General features: G+C 64.6%; 20 protein-coding genes. 7 read left to right on the top strand and 13 right to left on the bottom strand.

What is annotated here, in order from left to right:
- Positions 1-130: 130 nt before the first annotated feature.
- On the top strand, positions 131-1,912 hold the full coding sequence (locus ASD07_RS27290) for an autotransporter assembly complex family protein (protein ID WP_055938107.1): 1,782 nt from the start codon (positions 131-133) through the stop codon (positions 1,910-1,912).
- Positions 1,912-6,393, top strand: a complete 4,482-nt coding sequence (locus ASD07_RS27285) for a translocation/assembly module TamB domain-containing protein (protein ID WP_055938105.1) — start codon at positions 1,912-1,914, stop codon at positions 6,391-6,393. The genes ASD07_RS27290 and ASD07_RS27285 overlap by 1 nt, the downstream gene beginning before the upstream one ends.
- On the opposite strand, the gene ASD07_RS30510 is transcribed toward ASD07_RS27285, so the two are convergent.
- Complete coding sequence (locus ASD07_RS30510; RefSeq protein ID WP_082507590.1) at positions 6,372-6,554, bottom strand: hypothetical protein; 183 nt, start codon at positions 6,552-6,554, stop codon at positions 6,372-6,374. The genes ASD07_RS27285 and ASD07_RS30510 overlap by 22 nt on opposite strands.
- A gap of 85 nt (positions 6,555-6,639) precedes the next feature.
- On the opposite strand from ASD07_RS30510, the gene ASD07_RS27275 reads away from it, so the two are divergent.
- Positions 6,640-7,161 carry a hypothetical protein gene (locus tag ASD07_RS27275; protein ID WP_055938099.1) on the top strand — a complete coding sequence of 174 codons (522 nt, stop codon included), beginning with the start codon at positions 6,640-6,642 and terminating at the stop codon, positions 7,159-7,161.
- On the opposite strand, the gene ASD07_RS27270 is transcribed toward ASD07_RS27275, so the two are convergent.
- Genes ASD07_RS27270 through ASD07_RS31930 form a run of 3 tightly spaced genes read right to left on the bottom strand, consistent with a single transcriptional unit; the run spans position 7,158 to position 10,064 of the window.
- Entirely contained in the window at positions 7,158-8,597 is a 1,440-nt protein-coding gene (locus ASD07_RS27270; protein ID WP_055938092.1) for a TIGR01777 family oxidoreductase, read from the bottom strand. The two genes, ASD07_RS27275 and ASD07_RS27270, sit on opposite strands and share 4 nt — an antisense overlap.
- Positions 8,594-9,652, bottom strand: coding sequence for a DUF4166 domain-containing protein (locus ASD07_RS30505; protein ID WP_307145457.1), 1,059 nt, complete (start codon positions 9,650-9,652; stop codon positions 8,594-8,596). Before ASD07_RS30505 ends, ASD07_RS27270 begins: the two co-directional genes overlap by 4 nt.
- On the bottom strand, positions 9,642-10,064 hold the full coding sequence (locus ASD07_RS31930) for a thiol-disulfide oxidoreductase DCC family protein (protein WP_055938089.1): 423 nt from the start codon (positions 10,062-10,064) through the stop codon (positions 9,642-9,644). Before ASD07_RS31930 ends, ASD07_RS30505 begins: the two co-directional genes overlap by 11 nt.
- A 237-nt stretch (positions 10,065-10,301) precedes the next feature.
- On the opposite strand from ASD07_RS31930, the gene ASD07_RS27255 reads away from it, so the two are divergent.
- The gene (locus ASD07_RS27255; protein ID WP_055938086.1) at positions 10,302-10,790 is read left to right on the top strand and encodes a hypothetical protein; all 489 of its coding nucleotides are present in this window, start codon (positions 10,302-10,304) and stop codon (positions 10,788-10,790) included.
- An 81-nt stretch (positions 10,791-10,871) separates the two neighbouring features.
- Positions 10,872-11,060, top strand: a complete 189-nt coding sequence (locus tag ASD07_RS27250) for a DUF2892 domain-containing protein (RefSeq protein WP_373922104.1) — start codon at positions 10,872-10,874, stop codon at positions 11,058-11,060.
- Here ASD07_RS27250 and ASD07_RS31200 read toward each other — a convergent pair.
- The 6 genes from ASD07_RS31200 to ASD07_RS27225 all read right to left on the bottom strand — a co-directional run bounded on the left by ASD07_RS31200 (position 11,044) and on the right by ASD07_RS27225 (position 18,388).
- Positions 11,044-11,256, bottom strand: a complete 213-nt coding sequence (locus ASD07_RS31200; RefSeq protein ID WP_156398194.1) for a hypothetical protein — start codon at positions 11,254-11,256, stop codon at positions 11,044-11,046. The two genes, ASD07_RS27250 and ASD07_RS31200, sit on opposite strands and share 17 nt — an antisense overlap.
- Positions 11,257-11,448: 192 nt before the next feature.
- Entirely contained in the window at positions 11,449-14,268 is a 2,820-nt protein-coding gene (locus tag ASD07_RS27245; RefSeq protein WP_055938083.1) for an ATP-binding protein, read from the bottom strand.
- 3 nt (positions 14,269-14,271) lie between these two features.
- On the bottom strand, positions 14,272-14,991 hold the full coding sequence (locus tag ASD07_RS27240; RefSeq protein WP_055938080.1) for a hypothetical protein: 720 nt from the start codon (positions 14,989-14,991) through the stop codon (positions 14,272-14,274).
- The gene (locus tag ASD07_RS27235) at positions 14,984-16,360 is read right to left on the bottom strand and encodes a hypothetical protein (protein WP_055938568.1); all 1,377 of its coding nucleotides are present in this window, start codon (positions 16,358-16,360) and stop codon (positions 14,984-14,986) included. Before ASD07_RS27235 ends, ASD07_RS27240 begins: the two co-directional genes overlap by 8 nt.
- A gap of 170 nt (positions 16,361-16,530) precedes the next feature.
- Positions 16,531-17,271, bottom strand: a complete 741-nt coding sequence (locus ASD07_RS27230; protein WP_055938076.1) for a DUF3108 domain-containing protein — start codon at positions 17,269-17,271, stop codon at positions 16,531-16,533.
- Positions 17,272-17,281: 10 nt separating this feature from the next.
- Positions 17,282-18,388: a DUF3108 domain-containing protein gene (locus ASD07_RS27225; RefSeq protein WP_055938074.1), complete on the bottom strand. Its 1,107-nt coding sequence runs from the start codon at positions 18,386-18,388 to the stop codon at positions 17,282-17,284.
- An 87-nt stretch (positions 18,389-18,475) separates the two neighbouring features.
- On the opposite strand from ASD07_RS27225, the gene ASD07_RS27220 reads away from it, so the two are divergent.
- Together ASD07_RS27220 and ASD07_RS27215 are read left to right on the top strand one after the other, a co-directional pair.
- The gene (locus ASD07_RS27220; RefSeq protein WP_055938071.1) at positions 18,476-19,630 is read left to right on the top strand and encodes a low temperature requirement protein A; all 1,155 of its coding nucleotides are present in this window, start codon (positions 18,476-18,478) and stop codon (positions 19,628-19,630) included.
- A gap of 24 nt (positions 19,631-19,654) precedes the next feature.
- Positions 19,655-20,320 (top strand): PhaM family polyhydroxyalkanoate granule multifunctional regulatory protein, encoded by a 666-nt coding sequence (locus tag ASD07_RS27215; protein WP_055938068.1) that lies wholly within the window; start codon positions 19,655-19,657, stop codon positions 20,318-20,320.
- On the opposite strand, the gene ASD07_RS27210 is transcribed toward ASD07_RS27215, so the two are convergent.
- The 3 genes from ASD07_RS27210 to ASD07_RS27200 are packed head-to-tail and all read right to left on the bottom strand — an operon-like array spanning position 20,317 to position 22,958.
- Positions 20,317-20,532 carry a hypothetical protein gene (locus ASD07_RS27210; RefSeq protein ID WP_055938065.1) on the bottom strand — a complete coding sequence of 72 codons (216 nt, stop codon included), beginning with the start codon at positions 20,530-20,532 and terminating at the stop codon, positions 20,317-20,319. The genes ASD07_RS27215 and ASD07_RS27210 overlap by 4 nt on opposite strands.
- Positions 20,533-20,535: 3 nt before the next feature.
- Positions 20,536-22,260, bottom strand: a complete 1,725-nt coding sequence (locus ASD07_RS27205; protein ID WP_055938063.1) for a response regulator — start codon at positions 22,258-22,260, stop codon at positions 20,536-20,538.
- Positions 22,257-22,958 carry a sensor histidine kinase KdpD gene (locus ASD07_RS27200; protein WP_156398193.1) on the bottom strand — a complete coding sequence of 234 codons (702 nt, stop codon included), beginning with the start codon at positions 22,956-22,958 and terminating at the stop codon, positions 22,257-22,259. The genes ASD07_RS27205 and ASD07_RS27200 overlap by 4 nt, the downstream gene beginning before the upstream one ends.
- Between the last annotated feature and the right edge of the window lie 3 nt (positions 22,959-22,961).

Genomic DNA, 22,961 nt, shown 5'->3' with positions numbered 1-22,961 from the left:
CAGTCTTTCTTTGAGGTCTATTTGTAATCAATCATTAAGTGGCCGACAAGATTGCGGCTGATCCGGTAACATTCGGTTTCGACTTCCAGATCACAGACCACGAATTTTGGCACAAACCGGCATAAAAGTATTGAGGGGCCTTGTACTGGGCTGCGCTGCCCTGCTGCTGCCCTTGCTGGCGGCTGCCCAGGGCTGGACTTACCAGGTCCGCATCGACGCGCCGCGCCAGCTGGAGTCCCTTCTTGAAGATAACCTTGACCTGCTGCGCTACCGCTCGAACGAACGCATGGACCGCGACCAGCTGCAGCGCATGCTGCGCGCCGCGCCGGAGCAGATCAAGACGCTGGTTGCCACTGCCGGTTACTACAACCCGGCGGTGAATATCAGCCTTGACGAAAGCGGCACGCCGACCGTCAGGATCGAGGTGCAGCCGGGCGACCCGGTGCTGGTGGGTGAAGTCGACATCGTGCTGCAGGGCTTCCAGTCGTCCTCCGGCGCGCCTTTCGACAAGGATGCGCTGAAGGCGGGCTGGGGCCTGCCGAACGGCGCCGTGTTCCGCCAGGACGAATGGGAAAAGGCCAAGCGCGACCTCCTGCGCGCCGTGGTGCAGACGCGCTATCCGCGCGCGCAACTGGTTTCCAGCGAGGCGGTGGTCGACCCCGAGACCAAGCGCGCGCTGCTGCATGTGGCGCTCGATAGCGGGCCGGAGATGCGCTTCGGCGAACTGAAGATCGAAGGCTTGCGGCGCTATCCGGAATCGGCGGTGCGCAACCTGAACCCGATCAAGCCGGGCGATTATTACAGCGAAGCGGCGCTGCAGGCATACCAGGGCAAGCTGCAGGAAACCGGCTACTTTGCCAACGTCGAGGTAAGCGCCGACCTGACATCCATCCTGGATGAACAGATCGAGGCCGCCGAGAACAAGGCTGAAGGCGTGCCGCAGCCGACTTCCATGGCGCCGCTGCCCTTGCTGGTGCGGGTGGTGGAGAACAAGCGCAAGAACGCCAGCGTGGGCGTGGGTTTCAGCACCAATACGGGGTACCGCATGTCGGGCACCTATGACGACCTGAACGTGTTCGGCCTGAAGATGAAGAGCGCGCTGACGCTGGAAACCAAGCGCCAGCAGGCGCGCAGCGATTTCTACTTCCCGACCACGGCGGACGGCAATAACGACAGCGTCGGCGCGGCACTGGAACGCAAGGATATCGAGGGCGAGATCACGCGTACTGCTTCCGTCGCGGCCAAGCGGGCCTGGGGCACGCCGCTGCTCGAGCGCAGCATCTCGATCGAATACCTGAACGAAAGCAAGACCGTGAACCGGGTGCTGTCATCGCACAGCCAGTCCCTGCCGATCACCTATGCCGCCACCTGGCGCAAGGTGGACAACCTGGTGTTCCCGACCAAAGGCTATGTGCTGAATGCCACCCTGGGCGGGGCGCTGCTGCCGCTGCTGACGGACGAGAAATTCATCCGTGCCACGGCGCGCGGCATCACTTACCGCCCGCTCAGCCCGAAATCCACCGTGATCCTGCGGGCCGAATTCGGGGCGCTGGCTTCGGCGCGCCAGGATGGCGTGCCGACCACTTACCTGTTCCGCGCCGGCGGCGACAATTCCGTGCGCGGCTATGCCTACCAGGAGCTGGGCGTGGCACAAGGCGAAGCGACAGTCGGCGGCCGCTACCTGGTCACCGGCAGCGCAGAATACCAGTACTGGTTCAAGCCGACCTGGGGCGCGGCTGTGTTCTACGACGCCGGCAATGCGTCCAATTCCCTGGGCGGCCTGCGTCCCAAATCCGGCTATGGCGTCGGTGCGCGCTACAAGAGCCCTGTCGGGCCGATCAACGTCGACATCGCGTATGGCCATGCCACCAAAAAGGCGCGGCTGCACTTCTCGCTGGGGTTCACGTTCTGATGGATACGCCGTACACTCCGCCGCCGTCCGACGCGCCGCCAGCGGCTGCCAAACGCAAATGGCTGCGCCGCACGCTGGTCGGCGGCGGCGTAACACTGGCGGTGCTGGGCGGCGCCGTCTGGCTTTTGGGGCGCGAGACCACGCTGCAGCAGATCGTCGCCCAGGTCGCGCGCTCCAGCGGCGGCCAGATCGTGGTCACCGGCGTCAGCGGTTCACTGTACGGGCGCATGCATATCGGGCGCATCGTGTATCGCGACCAATCCAGCATACTCACGCTCGACAACATCGATATCAACTGGTCGCCGCTGCAGTACTTCAGCGAAGGCGTGGCGATCAGCGAGCTGCATGTAGCGCGGGCGGAGTCGCGCAGCACCGGGCCTTCCAAGCCCGCCGCGATGCCGGCATCGATCACGCCGCCGTTCCGCCTGAGCATTGCGGATGGCCGCGTCAGCACGCTGGCCCTGGTCAGCGAAGATGGCAGCCGCACCGAGCTGCGCGCCGTCAAGCTGCAGCTGCAGGGCGATGGCCAGCACTGGCAGTTGAAGGACGCCAGCGCCGAAACGCCGGTTGGCGCCCTTGCCGCCAGCGCCGAAATTTCCACCGCGCACCCGTACAAACTGAGCGCCACGGCCGCCCTCGCACCTATCCCGCCGGCACCTGCGGCCCGGCCAGGCGGTTCCACAACGACGCCGCCCGGCGCGCCGGCAGCAACGCCGCCCGACCCTGGGCTGGTCCAGCGCAGCGCGACGCGGCTGGAACTCTTCGCCAGCGGCGACCTCGCGCAACTGAAGCTGGACGTCAAAGGCAAATCGAACTACGCCAACGGCGACGGGACCCTTGTGCTGGCGCCGTTCGACGCCCTGCCCCTGCGCAGCATCCGCCTGCAGGCGCACGACGTCGACCCGGCCCGCTTCGACCCGGCCTGGCCGAGGGCAGCAATCGACCTCGCGCTGGAAGCCGCCATCAACGGCGACAAGCTGTCCGGCAAACTGGCAGCAAGCAACCGCAGCGCAGCCGGCCCGCTCGACCAGCAGAAACTGCCCCTGCAAAGCGCTTCCGCGCAGCTGGGCGGTACGCTGGATAACGCAAGCCTCAGCGGCCTGCTGATCGACCTCGGCGCCGCAGGCAAATTCACCGGCAGCGGCAAGTTGCGCCGCCTGCCGCAAGACGGCAGCATCGACACCGCCAGCGTGCGCCTGCATACCGACCGCCTCGACCTGCGCGCCCTGCATGGCGCCGCCATCAGCACGGCAATCGCCGGCGATATCAGCGCCGAAACCAAGGGCCGGCAGCACACCCTGCGCGCCGCGCTGGGGGAAGGCAAGCTGCGCCTGGACGCCCACGCCACGCTGCAAGACCTGCTGCTGACCTTGCACCAGGCGCGCATCACTGCCGGCCAGGGCAGCGTCGGCGCCACTGCGCAAGCCAGCCTGAAAGGCGACAAGGCCTTCAAGGCCAACGCGGTCGTCAAGCGCTTCGACCCGGCTGCGCTGGGCGCATTCCCGTCAGCCGACCTGAATGCGGCGCTGCAGGCAAGCGGCAAGCTGGCGCCGGACTGGCGGGCAAACGCCGATATCGCGCTGCAGCCCAGCAAGTTGATGGGACAGCCGCTGTCCGGCAGCGTCAAGCTGGCTGCCGACGCCCGGCACATCGCCAACATCGACGCCCGCCTCGCCTATGCCCGCAACACCGCCACGGCGCGCGGCGCATTCGGCGCAGCGGGCGACAAGCTGGAATGGCAGCTCGACGCCGCCCAGCTCTCCGTGCTTGACCCGCAGCTGCAAGGCAGCGCCAGGGCCAGCGGTATCCTGGGCGGCGGCTACCAGGCGCCCCGCACCAGCTTCACCGCCGAGGCGCGCGGGCTGGCTTACCTGGCCCAGCCGGCTCGCGCCGACAGCGTGATCCGCGCCAGCGGCGAGGCGGCACTGTCCGGCGCAATGGACGTCAAGCTGTCCGGCAGTGCGAGCCACATCAATCCCGCCAGTTTCGGATCTTCGGTCGCGGGCAATATCAATGCCGATTTCGACGCCACGCTGCGCGCTTCCGCGGACTGGCTGGCCAATGCCGACATCCGCCTGCAAGCGGCATCCACGCTTGGCAACGCCGCGCTGAGCGGGCACGCGAAATTCGCCGCAGGCCCGGGCCGCGTGCAGGACAGCGACATCGACCTGCACCTCGGCCCCAATATGCTGCAGGCGAAAGGCTCCTTCGGCAAGCCGCAGGACCGCATCGACTGGAAGCTCGATGCGCCGCAACTGGCCGTGCTGGGCCGCGATTGGTCCGGCAATTTGCGCGGCAGCGGCTACGCCAGTGGCGGCAACGTCGCAGGCCGCGGTCCCAGCACCCTGCCGACGCTCAGCGCCACGCTGGACGGCGCCCACCTGCGCCTGCCCGGCCAGCGGGAAATCTCCGCCATCAAAGGCAGCGCCACCATCGGCACCTCGTTCGGCCCGGACGATCCGCTGCAAGCCGACCTGACGGTCACCGGCCTGAACATGCCGGGCATCCTGCTCGACCGCCTGCGCCTGCAAGCGAGCGGCAGCGCCGGCAACCACACGGTGCAGGCAGCCGCCGCCAATCCCGACTTCGATGCCAGCGCCAAAGTGCACGGCAGCTTCAGCACGGACAACTGGAGCGGCAGCATCGATGCCCTGCAAAACAAGGGCCGCTTCGCCCTCAACCTGCAAGCGCCGGCCACGCTGCGCGTCACCGGCGGCAAAGGTGAAGGCGTGGCCGGGCTGGCCAATCCGGAGCAGCTCGCATTAAGCAGCGCCACCATCGCCATGCCGGAAGGCAGCCTGCGCATCGAGACGCTGGAGAAGAACGGCCTGCACTGGCGCAGCAAAGGCAGCGCGGCCGGCGTCAACGCCAGCTACCTCGCCCAATTGTCCGATACCTGGCGCAGCAACGTGGCCAGCACCATGACGCTGGGCGGCGACTGGTCGCTCGACCTGGTCGCGCCGGCCGCCAAAGGCGCTGCACCGGCGCTGGACGGCTACCTGCACGTATTCCGCGAAAAAGGCGACGTGACGATCACCGGCGGCGAACGCCCCATCCCGCTCGACCTGAAAGTGCTGGACGCACGCGTCACCGTGGCCGGCGACCAGTTGCGCGCCCAGGCCGAACTGGCTGGCGACCGCGCCGGCAACGCGCGCCTGGAAGCCAGCGCCCAGTTGCGCGACGGCCGCATCCCTTCCGACAGCCCCCTGACCTTCGGCGCCAGCGCCAGCCTGCCGTCCATCGCATGGCTGTCGCCGCTACTGGGCGTACAAGGCATGGAGCTGGGCGGCGCCTTGCGCGCCCACGCCGGGGGGCACGGCACCATCGCCAACCCGCTGCTGGATGGCGAAGTTGTCGGCGAGCAGCTTGTGATCAACTGGGCCGAGCAAGGCATCCGCCTGCGCAACGGCGAGCTGCAAGCGAAAGTGAGCGGCGACCAGTTGCAGCTGCAACGCCTGCGCTTCGACGGCGCCGACGGCAATGTGCAGGCCGATGGCTGGCTGCGGCTGGCCGGCGGCGACATGTCGATGGACCTCAAGCTGGCCGCCAACAAGCTCGAAGTATTCAACCGCCCGGACCGCACCCTGGTCCTGAGCGGCAGCAGCACCCTGGTGCGCGACGCCAAGCGCTTCGAATTCGACGGCAAGTTCAAGGCCAACCGCGCCGTGATTGAGTTGCCGTCGCTCGATACCCCGACCATCAGCGAAGACGTAGTGATCCTCGGCCGCGAAAAACCGAAAGCTGCCGTAACGGCCGGCCTGCCGCTGAGCATCGACCTCGACGCCGACCTGGGCGACGATTTCACCTTGCGCGGCAAAGGCCTGGACGCGCAACTTGCCGGCAGCGTGCGCGTGCGCGTGGCGGATCGCCGCGCTCCACGCGTCAACGGCAGCATCCGTGTTGTCAGCGGCACCTATGCCGCCTATGGCCAGCGCCTGGCCATCGAACGCGGCGTGCTGAATTTCACCGGCGCTTATGACAACCCGAGCCTGAACATCCGCGCCGTGCGCAAGCGCCCCGAAGGCGAAGAGCTGAGCGAGACCAACGTGGAAGCCGGCGTCGAAGTGCGCGGCACCGCCCTGGCGCCATCCGCCAAGCTGGTCTCCACGCCGTCCGTGCCGGACAGTGAAAAGCTGGCCTGGATGGTGCTCGGCCACGGCACCGCCGACATGGCCGGCAATGAAATGAGCCTGCTTGGCACTGCCGCCGGCGCCCTGCTGGGCGGCAGCGGCGGTCCAAGCCTGGCCAACCGCGTCGGACTGGATGAGCTGGGAGTCAGCCAGGCCAAAGGACTGGAAAGCACGGTGGTCACCGTCGGCAAAAAGCTGTCCTCGCGCGCCTACATCAGCTTCGAGCAAGGCGCGGGCACGGCGACCAGCCTGGTGAAGCTGCGCTACAAGCTCAATAACCGCGTGACGCTGCAGGTGCAGACTGGCACCAACAATGCGCTGGACGTGCTTTACAACTGGGCTTTCGACTGACCGGGCGGTTGCAGCTCGGGGTTATGGTCGGGCACCGGCTCGTCTTGCGGGACGGGACTATGCGGACTGTGGGGATGCACCGGCTCGGGGCGCGGCTGCGACTCATCGACCGGCACCGGCAGATCCGGTGCGCGGTGGGCGTGGATACGGTGTTTTTCCATGGCTGGAGCTCCCGAAAGCGAGATCACGAAGGTGTATTTTACGCCTGCGGTTAAAATTCTTCTTTTTTGACGAATCCGGCGCCCAATGCAACTGACTGTCACCACCGTAGTCCTGCTCATCCTTGTCCCGACGCTGATCTGGCGCGTCTACTCGCGCCTGAAGCTGGTGTTCCGCCGCCAGGAATCGGTCGCGTGGCGGCACTGGGTCGGTGCGGCGGGTTTGCCGGTCCTGCTGCTGGCTGCCGCGCAGTCCATGCTGCGCAACCCACCCGCGCTGGCGATGATGGCTGCTGCCGTGATAGCCGGTGCCTGGCTGGCCTTCTTCGCGCTCAAGAAGACGCGTTTTGAAAACACCGGCAGCAAGCTGTATTTCACGCCGCCGAGCCGGACCGCCATCCTGGTCTGCATGCTGTTCGCCGCCCGCGTGCTGCAGATCGGCGTCGAGTTCTACGTCAACCGCCAGTCCGAGCACCCGCACGTGATCAACCAGGCCGAAGTCCTGCAGCACCCGCTGACCGTGATCCCCTTCGGCCTGATGCTCGGCTACCTGGCCGCCTACTCCATCGGCCTGCTGCGCTGGAGCATGGCGCAGAAAAAGCTGGACTAAACCAGGTCGGCCAGCGCTTGCCGCACTGTCGGGAAGCGGAAGCTGTAGCCGCTGGCCAGCAGGCGCGCCGGTGCGACACTGGAGCCCTCCAGCAGCAGTGCCGATTGTTCGCCCAGCAGCAGCTCCACCGGCCACGCGGGCGTGGGCATCATGCTGGGGCGATGCAGTTCGGCAGCGGCGGCCTGGGTGAATTCCAGTTGCGTCGGGTGCTCGGGAGCAGTGAAATTCCAGGCGCCGTCGGCATTGGCGCCTAAGCGCCAGACGTGGGCCATGGCACCCAGCAAGTCGGCGATGTGTATCCACGAATTGCGCTGGCGCCCTGTGCCCATGCGGCCACCGAAGCCCAGCCTGATCGGCAGCAGCATCGGCTGCAGCGCGCCACCACGGCCGTAGACCACGCCGAAACGTGCCAGCGCAACTGGCACACCATATTCCCGTGCGCGGCTGGCCGCCGCCTCCCATTCCTGGCACAGCTGCGACATGAAGATCGCCTGCGGCGGGCTAGCCTCGTTCAACACATGTTCGCCGCCTTGCGGCTGGATACCGTAGTAGCCGACCGCGGAAGCATTGATCAACAGGCGCGGCTTGCGCGCCGCGCCTGCGATCCAGTCCACCACGCCCTGCGTCAATCCGCTGCGGCTGTTGCGCAGCACTGCTTTGCGGCGCTCGCTCCAGCGCCAGCCGAGGATGCGGGCGCCTGCCAGGTTGATGATGACGTCGATATTCTCCGCTGGCGACAAGTCGGCCATGCTGCCCACCGCGCGCACCGCGCCGCCGAACTCCCATGCCGCCTTGCGCGGCTCGCGCGACAGCACAATCACCCGGTGGCCGCTGGCGAGCAAGGCAGGCACCAGCGAACAGCCAATGAAACCGGTGGCGCCGGTCACGAGCACCGTTTGCGATGGGCCGTCGAAGCGGACCTTGTCCGCTGCGGCGCCAGGCAGGGCGCGCGACGCAAATGCATCGCGAATGCCGGATACCAGCACGCCAACGCCGCACAGGGCGAGGAAGACGCTTAGCCAGCCTTGGGGCGCATAGGCGAAGCCGGTGGGCGCCTCCATGGCGAGCGGCATTCCCAACACCAGCAGCGTGATGAAGGCGCCGCCGTTAATTGCAAGGACGGTGTGCGTCACACGCTCGGTTGCCGGCAGCAGGCGGGTCTGGTCCTCCACGACGAAGTCCCACAGCGTGAGGACGATCTCGACGCCGAACAGCGCAAGCAGGACCCACGCCCAGGCGCCCTGCCACACCCAGGCCGACAAGCCGACGAACAGCACGCCGTAAATCGTCGCGCGCACTGCATGAATGGCCAGCTCACGCCGTGCCGTGGCGCGCTGCGGCAAGGCTTCCGTCAATTCATGGTGGTAGAGCGTGTCGAACGCGCCCAGGCAGCCTTGTGCGGCCATGAGCTGCAATGCAAGTAAATGCGTATTCATGCTGCCTCCTTCTCCGCCTCGCGCCTTTCGCGGAAGACGCCTGCCTGCACGAACGTCGTGCCGAACAGCGCGTGGCGGATTTCGATACGGATGTTGAAACGGTTGGGCGCCTCATTGCAATGGCGCAGGAAGGTTTTGCCCGGCGTGAGCACGCCCGGCAGTGGAATGCGCCAGCCCAGGATGTCCCAGAAATAGCCGTCGCTGGTGAAATGCAGGTTGCCGTCGGCGACGTGCAGCTTGAGTTTCATGCCCAGGCCCAGGCCCACGTATTCCAGCACTTCGCCGCGCTCGCTCTCCGCCATGTAGGAGGTGAACTTGATCGGCTTGCGGCCGTTCAGCATGTAGATACGCTGCTTGTAGATGTTCTGCGAGCCTGGCTTGCCGTAGACCTGGATGTCGACCGGGAAGCCACTGTCGCTATAGGGGATCAGCGCACCCTGGATGAAGGGCCTGCTGATGTAGCCAAGCAGCTTGCCAAAGCGCGACGCGCTCAGCTCCGACAAGGTGCCGTAGTACAGCAGCGGCTTGCCGGGTGCAGGATTCTTGGCGAAGCGCTGCTGGATGTCGGGGTGCAGCTTGTTCCATTCACTGCCGAGGATTTTGCGGAACAGCTCTCCTTCACCGACCGCCGGCAATGCCTCGCCGGCATCGCGGGCAGCAGCGTCGATCCGGTACAGGCGCCAGGCGGCGGGCAGCATGAGCGCCAGCGTGGCGATGTCGAGCCACACGTTCGGCCATACCCCGGCGCGCAGCGAAACCATGATGTCCTGCGGCCCCCACAGCAGCATGCCGGCCGCCACCCACAGCCAGGCCGCCTGCTCGCGGCGCTGGTCGCCAAACCACACCAGCGCCAGCATCCACAGCCCGACACACTGGATGGTCGGGCCGAATAGCGCCATCCACCAGGCGTGCTGCGGCCGCGTCGAGGCCGGGCCCAGCCAGGCAAGGTACCAGTCCAGGGCAGCCGCGCTGGCACCCCATGGCAGTGCCAGGCCGACCAGCAAGTGTGCGGCGGCGCTGGCGTACATCCAGCGCACCAGCCATTTACGCTCCATCTTTACCTCCAAAATAGATTTGGCAGCGGTCGCCATCGCATGCGGGGCGCGCAGCGCCGATCCTGAGCCAGCGCGAAATGCGGTAACGGTTGCGGGCGAAGCTGCGATAGGCCGATGCCAGCAGTGGCCGCAGTGCAGGCACGCGCAATGGCCATACCAGGCAGGAGCGGCCCACCAGCGTATATGCCTCGAGGATGGCGTCGGTGCCGACCAGCATGGTGCCGTTGGCACGCAAGCCGTGCAGTTCGGTGTTCATAGCGGCCAGGCTGGCGCCCAGTGGGGCGGGATCGAACCCTTGGGCCGCGATATCGACGAATTCCAGCTGGCCGGAGTGGTCCCAGCGCCGCAGGCGCGCCATCTCGCGCCGGCAAAACGGGCAGGCATCATCGAAATACAAGGTCAGTACGGACATGGACCAGCTTCCTTTGTGACGAAAAAACTACAATAGTGAAATTTATCTTCCACTCCTTTAACATGACGAAACTCACGGAGTTTCACCGGTTCCAGAATGAATAGTTGTTGAATTATGTTATTTTTCATTTTTTTCTGTCGTTACAGAAATTAAAGACGATATTTCAACCGATGTCAAATCCTTAAAGGTCGTGTATTCTAAATTCACACAAAATGATTGCCATTAGGAAATATTCTTATGACGACTTACAACAAGACCGCTAAGGGCCGGGAAGAGATCTCGGCGCGCACCTATGGGCTGCAAACCCGTATGCGTACCCTGCTGGTGATGATTGACGGCCGCCATCCAATGGAAGAGCTGCTGCCGAAAGTCACCGGACTCGGGCTCGATGCCGGGGCCGTGCAGGAACTGCTGGCACAAGGTTTCATCGAAGAAGGCGAAGCGCCGCCGATTACCATCATGCCGATCCTGCCTACCGAAGAAGAACTCGCTGCGCAATACAAGCAGGCGCGGGAATTCTATGCGCGCACCATCGAGCCAACCCTGGGCCTGCGCGGCCAGGTCCTGCAGGCCAAGCTGGAAGCGGCGCAGACGCTGGAGGATCTGAAAGCGATGCGCATCACATTCTTCGAAATGGTGAACCGCATCCGCGGCCGGCCGGTGGCACTGGCATTGAAGAAGGAACTCGACGGCATTCTTGGCGCCTGCTCCAAAGAAGCAGCCTGAGCACACGCTTAAGTTGATCCAGGTCATTCCCGGCAACGCCGGGCTTTCCCATACTGGTTGCCAGTTGAGAGGAGAAAGCACATGACCATGATTGAAAATATCGGCACGGTGGACCGTGCCTTGCGCGTTGCCGTCGGCCTGGGTTTGATCGCGGCTTCGCTATTCGGCCTGATCGGCCTGTGGGGCTGGATTGGCGTGGTGCCGCTGCTGACGGGCACGCTCAAGTTCTGCCCTTTGTACCAGGCCATCGGGGTCACCACGAACGATTAAGCCGCCGTACCGTCTTGCGCGCCGGTTCAGGCAGCGCGGCACGAAATAGTAGGCGGCCCCGAACAAAGGCGGCTAAGGCCACGCCGGCGATGACAAAGTTCCCCGGGTCGTCATACGATTCCCGGTCCACCACCGCATTCGACGGATGTTGCGGATCGACCCATGCCAAGATGGGTGCCTGCGCCTTGCGCGCCATAGGCCTCCATTTCCAGCTTGCGCATATTCACTGGAACGGCCACGTAATGCTGGGCAGCCCGCCAGCCGAGCCATTGACGTGCGGGGCTGTATAGGGACGCAACCAGATAAGCCAGGCACACACCCAGCTTGAGCGCGATGGCAGCCTTTGACTCTTCGCCGCTGGTCCAGCGTGACGTGCGGCCAGCCGCGGTCAGGCGGCGGCGGCCTGGCGGCGCTGCAGCACGAAGATCGGCTGCGCCCACTGGGTGTCTTTCTTTTTCTTGCTCGTGATGAGCGTGAGGTCGGAAGGATCGTAGACGTCGGTGTTGTGGGTCAGCGGCGTCGTCATCAGGTACTGTGCGTCGGTGTTCTTCAGGAACTCGCCGACCAGCTGGATGTTGCGGATGTCCAGGTGGGCGAACGGTTCGTCGATGAACACGAAGCCGCCGGAGCCGTCTTCCGACTTCAGCAAACCAATCAGCAGCACCAGCGATTTCATCACCTGCTGGCCGCCCGACGCTTCGCCGTCGTTCAGGCCGATCGGGCCCTTGCCGTCGAACTTGAAGCGCACCTGCAGGCCCGCTTGCGACAGCAGCAGGTCGTCATTCTCCAGCTTGACCGGCTCGACGTGCACGTCGATATTGGCCAGCGCGCCCAGTTCCTTGATGTTCGACGAATAGGTCTTGATCGTGTAGCGCAGGCGCTCGATGTAGGCGCCGCGCGCATTGGCGGTCGCTTCGATCGCACGGTTGTTCTGGTAACGGCGCTCTTCGGTTTCCGACTTCCGGTTCGACAGCTGCTCGTTCAAACGAGCATACTGGTCGATCACGGTCGCATCCAGTTCCCAGTCGTCGCGCGCCAGCGAGGCCTGCAGGCTGGCAATACGCAGGTCGACCTGGTGCGCGTTCTGGTGCTGCTGTACCAGCGCCTGGCGGCGCGCAGGACGGCGCCAGGCGCCCGGCAGGTGGCGCCACTGGCGGCGCAGCGCCAGCATGGCGCGTGCGTGGTCGGAGCGCTGCTCCATCTGGCGCTTGAAGTTCAGGCGCATGCCGGCTTCCGCTTCGGACAGCGACATGCGGGCACTTTGCCACGAGGTGTCGGCTTTGGTACGGGCCACGGTGGCGTTCTTCATCAGGCCTTGCAGCTCGCCCAGGCGCGAGCCCACTTCCAGGCGCTCGGCGCGCAGCGGCACGGCGGAGCGTGCGGCTTCGTCGAATTCCCCGGTGCGGGCCGACAGCTCCTTCACCGCATCGACGCCGGCCAGGCGGGCTTTGAGTGCGGAAGTTTCCGAGGCCAGCTTGGAAATCTGCAGCGTGTACTTGTCTTCTTCGGCTTCCAGGTTCGGCAGGTTCTTCTGGATCGCGTCCATACGCGAGGTCTTGCCGGCCGAACCGAAGCGGTAGCGCGACGCTTCCACGAACAGCGAGCGGCCGCCGCGGCGTTCCTTGTGGTAGGCCTCCGGCGTGATCCATTCTTCGATATTGCCCAGCTTGGCGCCGTCTTCCACCGACTCCACGCGGGTGATGCGCGACAGCTGGTCGATCAGCCATTCCGGTGCCAGGCCGCTGAACTTCACCACCGACAGCAGGCTTTGGTTCTTCGGTTCGTGCGCCTTCACGCAATCGGGCACGATGAAGTGGCGATAGCGCTCCTTTTCCGCCAGGCGGTAGGCGGAAGACGCATCGGACGAGCGCTCCAGCAGCACCACGGAGGCATAGCCGCCCAGCACGCCCTCAACCGCACCCTGCCACTTCGGATCGGTCACTTCGACGATATCCGACAGCATGGCGTGCGGGATGCCCGCATCGTTCAGGGCACGGCGCATGGCGCGCACATTGTCCGGCTCCGGCATGGCGCTCTTGCCCGACAGCGCATTGATGGTAGCCTTGTCCTGCGCGATGCGGTTGGACACGGAGTCGCGCTGCGAGCGCAGTTTCAGCAGCTCGGCTTCCTTGGTTTCCAGTTCCGCTGCGGCATCGGCCACGTCCGCGCCGGATTCGGCAGCCAGCTTTTGCAGGCGGGACTTCTGCTCCGCCAGCGATTCCAGCGGCTTGAGCTTGCCGTTGATGTGGTTCAGGCGCGAAGTCAGCGCAGTCTGTTCCTGTTCCAGCAGGGTTTCCTGCTGCTGCGCATCCTGCAACGCCTTGGCTTGCTTGGCTACTTCATTGCGCTTGTCGGCCAGCACCTGGTCGGCCTGCGCCAACGGCTTGCGCGCTTCGCGCAACTGGCGGCTGACGTTAGCGGACTTCTCGCGCGCCTCGTGGTATTCCAGCGATGGCAGCACTTCTTCCTGCAGGTTGCGGCGTTCCTTGTGCAGCGTTTCCCACTGGTGGTAATTGGCCACGCGCAGGCGCAGACCCTCCAGGTTGGTCTTGGAACCCTCCAGTTCGGCCTCGAAGCGCTTCAGCTCTTCCTCGGTATCGCGCTGGTGGCGCTTGGCCTCGTCGTAGGCATCCAGCACTTCCTTGTCGCCGAATACCTGGAACACCAGGTCCAGCAACTGGCGCGGCGCGTATTCGCACAGCTTGTCGGTTTCGCCCTGCTCCAGCGCCAGCACTTTGGACATTGCTTGCGACAGGCCGGCATTGGCCAGGCGCTTGCGGTAGTTCTCCACGCCCAGCCAGTCGTTGGCTTCGGTGACTTCTTCGATGTCCACGTTACCGGGACGCATCAGGTACTGGCGCTTCCAGTCGCCGCCGTTCTTCTGCACCTGGCAGAACAGGGTTACTTCGTCTTCAGCGAAGAAACCGCTGCTGCGGAACGGACGGTTGGACAGCTGCTTGCCCCGCGGCTTGTTATCCACCACGGCGCGCAGCCAGGCGGTCTGCTGGCCGCTGTGGCGGGCGTAATGCTTGTAGGTGCGGCCCATCGAGCAATCGAGGCCGAACAGCGTGCGCAGCGCGTCCAGCAAGGTGGTCTTGCCGGAGCCGTTCTGGCCCGCGATGGTGATGATCTTGGCATCCAGCGGAATGTTCTTGATGCGCTGCCAGTAGTCCCAGTGGACCAGCTCAAGGGATTTGATTTGGAACATCGCTTATTCTTCCGTTGGAGTTTCTTCATTGGCCGCTTGCTGCGGCTCGGCGTCGTTGGCTGCAGCCAGCACTTCACGCGGAATGTGCACGATCTGCGCCGGGGCGCGCTTGAACACGTCGGCCAGGGCGCCGTTGATGATGCGCTCTTTCAGCAGGTCGGTATCCATCAGCAGGTCCAGCAGCGGGCCTTCGACGATGATCTCGCCGCGGCGCTCGATGAAACCGAGCTTGCCCAGGATGCCCAGGTTCATGTCCATGCGGGTCTTCTTGCCCAGCTTGTCACCGAAGTCGGCCAGCAGCGCCTTGTACGGGATGCCGATCGAAGTGTCTTCCGCGCGCGGCACCGGCTTGTCGTTGCCGAACATATCGTTCTGGTCGTCGTCCGCCGCCTGGTGGGTTTCCTGGCGTTCGCGCTTGGGCAGGATGATCAGCGCCCACAGCACCACCAGCAGGGCCACGCCGTCGCGCGCCAGGCCGAAATTATTGTTCTGCCAGGTGTCTTTGGCGCCGAATACCTTCGGCTCGATATTGCGGTGCAGGGCCAGCGTGACGTGGTCGGCGTAGACGTTATCCAGCAGCTTCATGCCGCAGGCGGCGAGGCGGGCATCGACTTCGGCGCGGAACAACTCGTCCGACAGGGCGCGCTTGACCATCTTGTCGTCGCGGCGCAGGGTCTGGTGCGCTACCAGGCGCGCGATCAGGATTTGGGTATCGTCACTCATCGGACTTCGGACTTTCTTTGTCTAATTCGAGGGTCAGCGCGGCCAGGGATATGGCGGCGATCTCCAGGTCGGGCAGTTGCACCATCTCGTCTTGCGGCGAGAAGCGCACCGGCAGGCGCGCCAGGTCGGCTGTGGTGCCCTGCATCGACGCCTCGGCCTCGTCGCCCAGCAACGGCAGCATCGACGCGCGGTAGGACGCCAGGGCGAAGGATGCCGGCAGCAGCGCTTCGTGCACCTTGACTTCGCGCGGAGAGCCTTCGGCCACGGCCGGGAAGTTGTTCAGCTGCGCGAAGTCGGACAGGCGGGCCAGCCAGTCGTCCAGCTCCCTCTGCATCGCAGGGGTATCGTTGATCGTGGTCGGCGCATCCTGGCCGGCAGGCAGGCCGTTCAGCCCAGTGTTATTGGCACGTTCTGTCATTAATTCTGTCTCGGCGACGTCGATCATCTCGGCAGGCGTGATGAACAGCGGTTTCACCGGTTGGTCGATCGCATCAAGCGCCAGCGAAGACAGGTCCTCATGGGCCAGCAGCCAGCGTTTGATGTCGGTAGTAGAGAGGCCGGACTGGCCCAGGTGCACGCGCTGGCGCTCGATCTGGTTCAGTGCGCGCGAGAACATGCCCTGCATGTTCAGCAGCTGCGACTGGGCACGGCCGATGGCTTGCGCGGCGCGGTGCGTGGCACTGTCCGCATTTTCGTCAGTGGTAATGGCACGCAGGATCACCGAGCCCTTCTCGACCCAATCGCAGGCCTGGTGCCACTTTGCCTGCGATTCGCGCAGGCGGAATTCGGAACCGGACGCGATGGCGTCGCGGAATTCTTCGGTCAGGTCGACCAGGCGGCCCAGCAAATGCTGCAGCTGCTCGGTGGTGATGCCGCCCACGGCTTGCGCGCCCGCCACCTGCGACAGCAGGAAACCCATTTCGGCATCGTCGTCTTCCGGAGCAGCCAGCGCCAGCAGGCTGTCGATCGAGGCCAGCACATTGCGCGCCATCGGCGTCACGCGGTATACCGATTGCTGCGCATCCCACGCCAGCAGGCCGTTGGAGCGCAGGCGGTTCAGCACCGTTTCCAGGCTTTCCGGCAGCAGGTAGGCCAGGCGCGTGTTGATATCGGCGCGCGAAAACGCGGACGAAGTTGTTTCATTTGCAAGTTCGCGCAGGACCAGCAGGCGCACCAGCACTCCCTCGAAGCCGCCGTGGAACAATGCAGTAAACACCTGCAGCAGCGGCTGGGCGCGCTTCAGGTGATAGACCTGCTCGATCTCGTCGGCGGAAATATGGGGCTGGAAGTGGGCCTGCAGGGCGTCCTGCTGCTCTTGCTCCGTCGGGTTGGTGTCGGCCGGGGCCGCACTTGCCATCAAATCAATCATTGCGCTCCAGTAATTAAAACCGGGGTCGGCCACCAATTTGAAAGTCGGGGTCAGCTCCGGCAATCGGACATTTCGCATAGCGAAATGTCCGATTGCCGGAGCTGACCCCGACTTTCAAATTGGTAGCAAGCCCCGACTTTGAGGGTGCAAGTATAACAGGCCGGGTGTGGCTATTTTCGGTTGACTTTCTCTAGGACTTGCTCGAAGGAATCACCGTCTTCTTCCTTCAACAGGATGCGCGCCGGGTACCAGTCGAGGTCGGGGGCCAGCCACAGGTCGACCCGCTGCTCATGGCCGCCGACTTGCTTGCGGCTGAAGTGCAGTACCTTTTGTTCGCCGAGGGTGGGATTTTCCAGCGTTTCGCTGCCAACCACGCGGAAGGTCCAGGGCTCGCCGTCCCGCCGGCCGGCTACGAAGAAGGTCCATTCGCTGCCAGGCGTGAACTTGTCCGGGGTGGCGCGGGCCAGGATCGCCAGCTGGAAGGTCACGCTGCTGCGGTCCTGTTCGCCGCCGCGGATGGCGTAACTCGTTTTGCCGTCCTCGAACTCGATACGGCGCGTGTCGCGCTCGAAACGGGTGGTGGTCGGCTCCTTGCGGAAGCGTTTTTCGTAGAAGGTGGCGGGCGCCAGGCCGTAGCCGTCCAGCGTGCCTTCGCTGCGCTGCTCGAGCACTTTGCCGAACAGGCTGGAACGCGCTTCGCTGTGCAGCGAGTAGCTGCCTTCTCCCTGGCGCCAGGCGATCGTGCCGGTGCCTGCCAGCGGGAAGCCGTGGTTGCTGCCCTTGACGGCATACGACAGGTCGGCCGACGGCGGCAGGCTGGTGGCGCGCTTGGCGACCGGATAATCGGGTTTGGCGGCGCTGGCGGTGGTGGCAGCGAAGGCCAGGGCCAGGGTAATCAGGGTACTGCGCATGGCGACATCCTTACTTGATGATGCGTGTGACGGTTTGGGTGGTGACGGCGCCGTTGCTTTCCGTATTACGGATCTGCACCGGATACCAGTCCAGGCTTGGCGCCAGCCAGATGTCCAGCCTGGCGCTGTAGCTGCCGGGCTTGGGCGGGCGCGCCAGGTGCCAGGTCACCAGCTTGCCCATCTTGGTTTCGATCTCATCTTCGCCCACCAGCAGGAAGCTGTAGACCTGGGCGTTGCGGTCTTCACCGACCAGGATCTCCATCGGCTTGCCGAACTGGTTGACGTCCGCGCGCCCGATGCCGGCCAGCTGGAACAGCACCGTGGCGCGGTCCTGCGCTCCCGCTGTCAGCGGCACGCTGCGTTCGCTGGCGGAGAAGGTGATCTTCTGCTCCTGCTGGTTGAAGTGGGTGGCGGTGGCCGAACGGTTGCGGCGTTTCTCGCTGAACTTCGCAGGGGCGATGCCGAATTCGTTGATCGTGCCTTCGCTGTTCACTTCCAGCAGGTTGACGCGCGCGATCAGCAGGCTGATGCCAACTTCCTGCGTCGCCTTGTAACTGGCGCCGTCCGTCTGCCAGCCAATGCTGGCCGATCCGCTCCAGTTGGTGCCGTCCGCGTCCTTGCGCCTGACGTCCAGTTCGAACCGGGCGGACGGCGGCAAGGCGACCTTCCAGCGTGTGAGCTCGGCTGGCGGCTCGGCCTGTGGCGCAGCTTCAGGCTGCGCTTGCGCGGATTCTACGCCAGCGGTGGCCGGCGCAGCGCCCGCTTGGCCGCCTTGCGCAGCCGCTTCCGGCTCCGCAGGCGCAGTTTCCGCCGGCGCGGGTTCGCCGACCGGCGCCGCTTCTTCAGGCGGCGGGGCGGGCTTGGGCGGCTTCGGCTTCGGCTTCGGCTTGGGCTTCGGCTTGGGCGGCGGCGCTTTGACCGGCTCCGGCACTACCGGATCGGGCGGCGGCGGCGGGCGCAGCTCCGCGCTGATGACATTTTTTTCCGTATCGCGTTCGCGCTCGGCCGCGCCAATGCGGCCACTGACCCAGTTGATCGTCACAAAATGCAGTGCCACGGTGGCAGCACAGATAGCAATGATGCGGCGGCGGTGGCGGGGAAGTGTAACGATCGTCATGGTCGCTAGTTTAACGTGTAGCCCCCCATTTCCGCTGACAGCACGCTCAATGGCATAATTTGCCGGATATTCTGACCAGGAGTCCCGATGTCCCTTTTGCGCCAGCGCGGCCAGGCCGATTCCGGCAAGGTCGGCATGGTCGAGCTGTTTTTCGATCTTGTATTCGTGTTTGCCGTTACCCAGCTTTCCCACACCCTGCTGAAAAGGCTGGATGCCGAAGGCGCATTGCAGGTCGGCCTGCTGTTCCTGGCGACCTGGTGGGTCTGGATCTACACGGTCTGGGCTACCAACTGGTTCGACCCTGAGAAGAAATCCGTGCGCGCTGCCCTGTTCGCGCTGCTGGCGGCGGGCCTGCTGATGTCGGTTTCGATCCCGCGCGCCTTCACCGACCTGGGCTGGCTGTTCGGCGCTTCCATCCTGGTGCAGCAGCTTGGCCGCACGCTGGCAATGCTGGCAGCCAGCCGCGGCGAAGATGCCGCTTTGCGCTGCAATTTCGTGCGCATCGCTTTGTGGCTTGGCGCCAGCGGCGCGCTGTGGCTGGCCGGTGGCCTGGCGGCTCCCGAATCGCGCCTGGCGTGGTGGCTCGGCGCGCTGGCGGTGGATATGCTGGGGCCGGTCATGTTTTACTTCGTGCCTGGCCTGGGCCGCTCCACGCTGGCCGACTGGAATGTCGACGGCAGCCATATGGCCGAACGCTGCGCCTTGTTCATCATCATCGCGCTCGGCGAATCGCTGCTGGTGACCGGCGCCACGTTTGCCGACCTGGCTTTCGATCGCGCTACCGTACTGGCCTTCCTGCTGGCAGTGATGGGGGCGATCCTGATGTGGTGGCTGTATTTCGACCACGGGCTGGAACAAGGGCATCACCGCATCGTGCATTCCGAAACGCCGGGCCGCCATGCGCGCAACAACTACACCTACCTGCACATTCCGATCGTGGCGGGCATCATCGTCGGTGCCGTGGGCGATGAGCTGGTGCTGAGCCATCCCCACCATGGCAGCGCGGCCGCCTTGGCGGCCATCATCGGCGGCCCGCTGCTCTTCCTGAGCGGTACTGCCGTGTTCAAATGGCTGGCGCATACGCGCGCCTGGCCGCCGCTTTCCCATTTGCTCGGCATCGCCCTGCTGCTGGTGCTGGGCATGCTGTCGATGGTGCTGCACCTTTCCCCGCTGCTGGCCACCGGCGCTTGCGTTGCCGTGCTGCTGCTCGTTGCTGTCTGGGAGAGCTGTGTGCTACGCTAAACCACCTACCCTCGGAGACCCGAAATGAGCAATCCACAAATGCCCCACATCCCCGGCGCTGCAGTCATGACGGATACGCTGGACTTCGTTAAATCCCTGTGGGGGAGCATGGGCGTGCCAGGCATCAGTATGCCCGGCATCGCCGCGCCGACGCTGTCGGTGGATGACCTGGACAAGAAAATCAGCGAGCTGAAAGCGGTCGAGTCCTGGCTCAACCTGAACGCCACCATGCTGCGTTCGAGCATCCATGCGCTGGAAGTGCAGCGCGGCACCATCGCGGCGCTCAAATCGATGGGGCAATCGCTGGCTGCCGCTGTGCAGCAAGCGCCGCACAACGATCCGTTTGCCAAGCCGGCAGCTGCCAAGCCTGCCGACAAGCCGGCGACCGAAGCCGCCAGGCCGGCCGACAAACCAGGCGACAAACCAGACGACAAACCGGCCGCCGACGCCAAGCCTGCTGCGCACGACAGCGCCAGCGCCGCCGCCAACCAGATGGCCAATCCCGCCGCCTGGTGGAACCTGCTGCAGGAACAGTTTGCGCAAGCCGTCAACACGGCCATGGCTGCCGACCCGGTCGCCAAACCGGCAGCAGCCAGGAACGGCGCCGCGCACGACGCCAGCAAACCAGCGGCCAAGCCGGCGGCGCGCAAGCCAGCCGCCAAGCACGCCCCGAAAGCGCCGAAGCCTTAATTCAGCTTCTGGATACGGATGGCCTCAATCAGGCCATCCTCATCGCGCTGCACCTTCATGATATTGATCAAGCCTTCGTCTTCCATGGCCCTGGCCGCGTCGTGTGCGGTCTGGAAGGATTCCAGCGTGTCCCCTTTCGCGCTGACTGGACGAATCCAGGCAGCAGCCCCGACCTTCATCTTGCTATAGACCTCTTTGGCGATATCGCGCATGGATCACTCCTTGTCGTGGTCATCTTTCATGGCGGCCTTCAGCTCGGCTTCGATTTCTTCCGCCGACATCCGGCCGGGAATCAACTTTTGCAACTGCTCGATTAGCTGCGCAAAGCGCTGCTGGCCCGGTGCAATCCGGTCAACGTGCATCAGTACATCATTCGCTTCCGACATCAGGGTGTCGTTATAGCCCTTGGCCTGCATGTGCGAGATCAGGATCTGGGCGAAGTTGAACAGGATACGCATATTGTCAGGCAGGTTGCGGCGCGCTTCGCGCATCCATTCCACCGCATCGTCCAGCTTATTGGTCTTCCATAGCAGCACGCCCTTGTTCATCAGCTCCGACGCTTCCCTGCGCGCCGTGTTGATGAAGGCGGCACCCTCCTCGCCCATGCGGGCCTTGTCGAAGATGCGCTGTACTTCGTCGTGGATGACGGTGTTCTCGTCATTGTTGCGCACCACGTAGCACAGCAGCTCGATCGGCGCATCTTTCACGCCGACAGCAAACAGCAAGGTGGCCAGTTCCAGGCAGGTCGCCGTGTCAGGCCGTTCGCTGTCCTGTTTCAGCATGGTTTCCAGCTCGTCGCCGGACTTGCGCGCACGGCGGTAGTCGCCGCTCTCGTGGTACACCAGGCCTTCGGTAATCTTGGAGCGCAGCTCCACCATGCTGCCGGAGAAGTCGCGCTGCGCCGCAGCCAGCAGCAGCAAGGCCTCCTTGGCGTCGTTCTTCTGGCCCAGCACGCGCGCCAGGCCGAAGTAGGCGTCGACCGTCTTCATGATCGAGTATTCGCCAATCTGCAGGCACTTGCGGAAGGCCCGCTCGGCCAGCGGGATATTCCCCAGCTTGAGCGCGGTCGTGCCCAGCGCGCGCTGGCGCGGCACCGAATTGGGCGACATCCTGGCAGCGCGCTCCAGCACATCGCAGCTTTCCTCGATGCGGCCCATGTTCTGCAAGGACTTGGCCAACTGGTCGTAGGCGTCCAGGTAGAAGCGGTTCTCGGCAATCACCCCCTGGAACATCTGGCGCGCCGCTTCGTCTTCACCGTTGGCCATGCGGATCTTGCCGATGCCGGTGCGGGCCCAGTTGAAGTCGCGCTCTTGCAGTACTTTTTCGTAGACCAGGCGTGCTTGCTCCGTCTCGCCGGCTTTGAGCAGCAAGGTGGCGCGCATGCGCATCAGGTCGACTTCGTGCAGCTTGTTGCGACCTGCCGCTTCCGCGCACAGTTTGGCGGCGCGCAGGTAATCCTTTTCCAGGTAGGCCTCGTCAATGTCCTGGAATATCTGCTTTTTCTGCCAGGCGCGGTTCAGGCGCGTCAGCAGCACGCCTTCGGTGATCGGCTTGATCAGGTAGGCGTCGGGCTGGTGCTCGGCGGCGCCCATTACCGCCTCCACGCTTTTTTCCGCGGAGACCATCAGCCACACGCAGCTTGGCATCAGCAAGCCCCGAGTGCGGGCTTCTTCCAGCACGTGCTGCCCGCTTTTGCCTTCGCCCAGGTTGAAGTCGCACAGGATCACGTCGTATTGCACGCGCGCCAGCAGGCCCATTGCTTCGCCGCCGCTCGAGGCCTGGTCGATATGGCGTGCGCCCAGACTGCGTAAGGCTTCGCGCAGCAACTGGCGCACCCCGACAAAGTCGTCCACGATCAGGTAGCGCCTGTCGGCCCAATTGATACCGGGTTCTTTTTCCGTCGCTGCTGCGACAGCTGTGGTGACGGCGGGCGCGTTCATGGCAAACGCAGGATGAAGCAGCCGCCGCCCAGCATGCCGCCGTTTTCCAGCGCAATGCTGCCCTGGCGCTGGCGATGTTTATGGGACTTGGCAACTTCGCTGGCGAAATACAGGCCCAGGCCGCTGCTATTGGTCAGGAAGTTGATGCCCTGCCCTGTAACCTGGCCTGCCTCCAGCATATTGGGCGGGAAGCCGCTGCCGTTGTCTTCCACACGCACCTCCAGGAAGCCATCGTGCTCGCGAATGGTGAGGGCGATGCGGTCGCGCGTGTAGCGCACGGCATTGTTGATCGCATGCGCCAGCAGGCCCAGAACAAGGTCTTCGTCAAGGGTCCAGATCAGGCCTGGCGGGAATCCGGTATCGAGCCGGATGCCTTTCGATTGCAGCAGGACACGCTGCTGGGCCACCAGCTGATCGACCACTTCGCTGACCTGCACCGGAGTCGGGTCGAAGGGGTAATTGGGCCGGCCGACTTCCTTGTAGAGCGCTAGTAGCTGGATCAGGTGGTCGTTCAGGCGCTTGGACTGGTACAGCATTTGCGCCATCTGCGGGTAGGCCGGATTGTCTTGCGCGGAATCCCCTGCCTGCACAAGCAGGTTCTCCAGCGTACCGGTCAGCACGCAGATGGAATTCTTCATGTCGTGCACCGTGGAGGCAAGGAACATGAACAGCTCTGGCGAGCCGGCGCGCTCTTCCATGGA

The organism is Duganella sp. Root336D2 (genome assembly GCF_001425005.1).
In the GTDB taxonomy this organism is placed as follows: Bacteria; Pseudomonadota; Gammaproteobacteria; order Burkholderiales; family Burkholderiaceae_D; genus Rugamonas.
Note: the sequence above shows the minus strand (reverse complement) of the source record. Positions and strands in the feature narration are given on the sequence as shown.